Origin of the sequence: Microcoleus sp. N9_A2 (assembly GCF_036701775.1) — a bacterium.
Lineage (GTDB): Bacteria > Cyanobacteriota > Cyanobacteriia > Cyanobacteriales > Microcoleaceae > Microcoleus.
Genome location: NZ_JAUBRH010000124.1, coordinates 1 through 4,170 on the forward strand (window position 1 = coordinate 1; position 4,170 = coordinate 4,170).

The window sequence follows — 4,170 nt, forward strand, 5'->3', positions numbered from 1 at the left end:
CTCGACTTTTTTTGACGCTTTTATTGATTTTAACTATTTTACACTTATTCGGATATTTACAAAACCGGGATGCTCCCCATTTTTTAATTTTGGCTTCACAAAATATCAAGAATGAAAATTTAATGAAAATTTTTAAAGTTAGTTATAAGAATAGACCTCTTGCAAAATAGTTTTATGATATAATTAAAGGTTTTACTGAAAATTGGTTGAATCCCAACTTCTGACTTATTTGCACTCTTGTCTTGCTAGAAACAGGATAAAATGCTAGAAAGCTCTGTTGGTCGTTACAAAATAACTAAATCATGAAAAATCAATCTTACTTAAATTTGAAACCCGATCAATTTCAACGTAGATTTGGTATCAAGATTGAAACCCTAAAAGCAATGGTTAATGCCTTAGAAAGCTTTGCTGTAGAAAACCCTAAAGACAGAAGAGGGCGTCGCACTATCCTAACTCTCGAAGAACAGGTCTTAGTCGCCGATTAATATTGGCGAGAATATCGAACATATTTTCATATCGGGACAAATTGGGGAGTATCTGAATCAACTATTTGCCGAATTGTAACTGATATCGAATCAACTTTAATGAAAACGGGAAAGTTCCGTATTCCTGGGAAGAAAGCATTACTAAAAAACTCTGATTATCCAGAGTTCGTGGTGATGGATGTCACAGAAACAGCGATTGAACGACCCAAAAAAAAACAGAAAAGATATTACTCAGGCAAAAAAAAATGTCATACTCTAAAAACTCAATTGGTAATTAATCAAGAGACAAGAGAAATTATTTGCACTGCTTTTGGACCAGGGCATTGCCATGACTTTAACTTATTCAAAAAAAGTAAAGTTCATTTTCATCCCGCTACCAATAGCTTACAAGATAGTGGCTATCAAGGGATAAAGGACTATCACACCAATAGTTATATCCCTAGAAAGAAACCTAAAAATGGGAAACTTTCTCAAATAGAAAAAGACTACAATCGAGTTTTAGCACAGGAGCGAATTGTAATAGAACACGTTAATCGGAGTCTCAAAATTTTTAAAATATTGTCGAGTCGTTATCGGAATCGCCGCCGCCGTTATGGTCTGCGTTGTAATTTGTTGTCAGCAATTTACAATTATGAGTTAGCTGTAGGGGATTAAATTTAAAACCTCTAATTATAACATATATCTTTTTTGCAAGAGGTCTACTATGTATAACTGGTTGAATCGATGGGAAGATGAGGGAATGCTCGGATTATATCAACCAGGTAGAGGCAGAAAAAAAACATTTAATTCCGCACAATCAGATCAAATTAGAGACTGGGTAAAATTGCAACCCAAACAATTAAAGCAAGTAGTACAAAAAATCAAAAAAGAATGGTCTGTTAATATAAGTACAGAAACAATTAAGAGAATAATAAAAAAAAAGATGAGTTGGCATAGGATGCGTCGAGGTGTTGGCGGCAAGCCAGACCCCATAGAATACAAGGAAAAAAAAGAAAAGTTGTCAGAATTAAAACAATTAGAAGATGAGGGAAAAATTGATTTATACTATTTGGATGAGTCCGGATTTTGTGGCATTCCTTGTGTCCCTTATGGATGGCAAGATATTGGTGAATGTTTGTCAATTTATAGTCGTAGAACAAAGCGTTTAAATGTCTGGGGAATCATGAATCGGCAAAACACTCTTCATGCTTATGTTTCAGAGCAGACTATTAATTCTGATGTAATCATAGCCTGCATAGATACTTTCTTTGCTGTGGTGGAGCGGCCAACAGTTATTGTACTAGATCAAGCTTCTATCCATACTAGCAATGCCATTTTCGAGAAAATTGAAGAATGGAAAGAACGCGGTTTAACTATATTTGAATTGCCTACTTATTCACCTGAATTGAATTTAATTGAGATTTTGTGGCGGTTTATTAAATATCAATGGCTCGAAATAGATGCCTACTCTAGCTGGCCATCTCTTGTTTCATCTGTAGAAAGAATTCTTAAAGGATTTGGAGATAATTATGTAATTAATTTTGCTTAACTACTTAAACAATCCTGTATATATTATTTTTTTTTGCTGGCTAAGCTAAGACTGTGCCAGATATGCGATCCTCTTTGAGGGCTTCGCTAACGCGCGCCTCCAGCTTCTTCAATGTCGAATGAACAGCGAGTCGCTAGCGCCGTAGTGGTCAGTATTTTTAAGAATCTACTTCTTAAGTAACAGTCAAAATCTAGTTCTTAGGCAGTAGATTTTCGGAGAAGTATATAGTTAGCCTAGTAAATGTAGCACTAATAGCCAAGGATATCTTATGACTGATAATAAGCAGCCTTTTAACAAGCCGGAAGCCAATCCTGACTTCCAAGAAAAGAATGTTGACAATAGCGAAAACCAGCAGATTCAGGCTCAGACTAACGAAAATGCAGAATCACAGGAAGATCAATCATCAGGCTCAGGCATTGGTGCGAGGATAGCTGGAGCAGCAGTTGGTGGTATACTCGGTGCTCGCTCTGGAGGAATTCTTGGTGCTGTAGCAGGCTCAGTTGCGGGCGCTATGATTGGTAAAGGTACTGCTGATACTGTTAACCGTGCTGTAGATAATTTAGGGGATGCAGCACACAGCGTAGCAGACGGTATTACACACACTGTAGAAGAGCTAGGGACAGTAGTAAAGGAAACTGCTGAGGAAGTTAGACCATCTATCAAAGCTACAGCAGAAGCAGTCAAGGAGACTGTTGAGGAAACTAAGCCTTCGATTAAAGGTATAGCCGAATCTGTCAATGAGACAGTTAGAGAAGCCAAGCCTTCTGTAGTAGATGCAGTCAAGAGTGCATCCGAGGAAGTCAAACCTACGATTAGAGAAGTAAAAGATTCAGTCAAGCAGACAGTCGAAGGTGTCAAGCCTTCTATACAAAGTGCAGCGGACTCTATTAAGAGTACGGCTGAGGAAGTTAAGCCTTCTGTCAAAGCTGTAGCTCAGGAAATTGAGGGTGCAACTCAGGATCTTAGATCAACTGTAAAAGATACAGCGAAGGCAGTGGAGCCATCTATAAAAAGTGCAGCCGAATCGCTTAAGTCATCTGGAAAGAGTGCAGCCGAATCAATCAAGTCATCTGCTCAAAGCGCAGCCGAATCTGCTAAAGGTGCAGCGCATGATGTTAAGTCATCTGCCCAAAATGCAGCCGAATCTGCTAAAGATGCAGCGCAGGATGTTAAGCAGGATGTTAAGTCATCTGCCCAAAATGCGGCTCAATCTGCTAAAGGTGCAGCGCAGGAGTTTAAGCAGGATGTTAAGTCATCTGCCCAAAATGCAACCCCATCTCCTCAAGGTGCAGCGCATGATTTTAAATCATCTGCCCAAAATGCAGCCGAATTTGCTAAACCTCCAGTGCCTGATTTTAGATCCTCTGCCCAGAATGCAACCCCATCTCCTCAAGGTGCAGCGCATGATTTTAAATCATCATCCCAAAATGCAGCCGAATCTGCTAAACGTGCAGGGCAGGATGTTAAGTCATCTGCCCAATATCTAGCCGAATCCACCGAGGAAAATATGGATACGGATATTCACATCTCCGGCACTCCTGAACTCAAGGATCAAGTGGTCATTCATGACAAGAGAATCATTAAGGATTAGGTAAAGTAAGGACTTAACTCTAGCTTGTTCAAGCTAGCCCTAAGAGAGTTTAACAGAGAGTGGATCTTAGAAAAGAGTCCACTCTTTTCTGTTTAGGAGGAATACGATCGCCTAGGGTTTAACGGACTGTCTATTTATTGAGGAACTCTTCCCCTGAAGAAGGAGAGATTCCGTTCATAGTTCATAATTAGGTTGTAGCCATTTGTCGTAACTGCTCACCGCAACAAATTTGCGGTGAGCAGTTACACTTTAACTCAGAGCGCACCCCTTAATATTTCCTTACATAATTATGAATTTTTCCACCGACTTACTTAGAGTGAAACTTTGTTTGCCGCTAAAATTGTTAAGGCTTTGATTGTTGTGGCTCTTCTGGGCGAAGATACGGAAATATTTGTGTTGGACGGGAACAATTTCTCGACTACTGGCAGAAGTGGTTAAAACGGCTAAAGTTTTTTGTAGAAAAAGCTGCTTGATAAATCGAGAAATAGTTAAGTAGGTAGGCGGGAAAAAACATATCTATGTAACAAAACATTAAGTTACCTAATTGGAGTTAAACTTAAGACGTT

Annotated in this window: 2 protein-coding genes and 1 pseudogene; all 3 read left to right on the forward strand. The window is 39.0% G+C overall.

The features are described from left to right. Positions 1-302 precede the first annotated feature (302 nt). The 3 genes and pseudogenes from QUA44_RS30095 to QUA44_RS30105 all read left to right on the forward strand — a co-directional run bounded on the left by QUA44_RS30095 (position 303) and on the right by QUA44_RS30105 (position 3,604). Positions 303-1,139, forward strand: a pseudogene (locus QUA44_RS30095) (IS5 family transposase). Between the two features lie 22 nt (positions 1,140-1,161). Continuing rightward, positions 1,162-2,013 (forward strand): IS630 family transposase, encoded by an 852-nt coding sequence (locus QUA44_RS30100; RefSeq protein ID WP_333257547.1) that lies wholly within the window; start codon positions 1,162-1,164, stop codon positions 2,011-2,013. Between the two features lie 268 nt (positions 2,014-2,281). Beyond that, complete coding sequence (locus QUA44_RS30105) at positions 2,282-3,604, forward strand: hypothetical protein (protein ID WP_333257545.1); 1,323 nt, start codon at positions 2,282-2,284, stop codon at positions 3,602-3,604. The last annotated feature ends 566 nt before the right edge of the window (positions 3,605-4,170 follow it).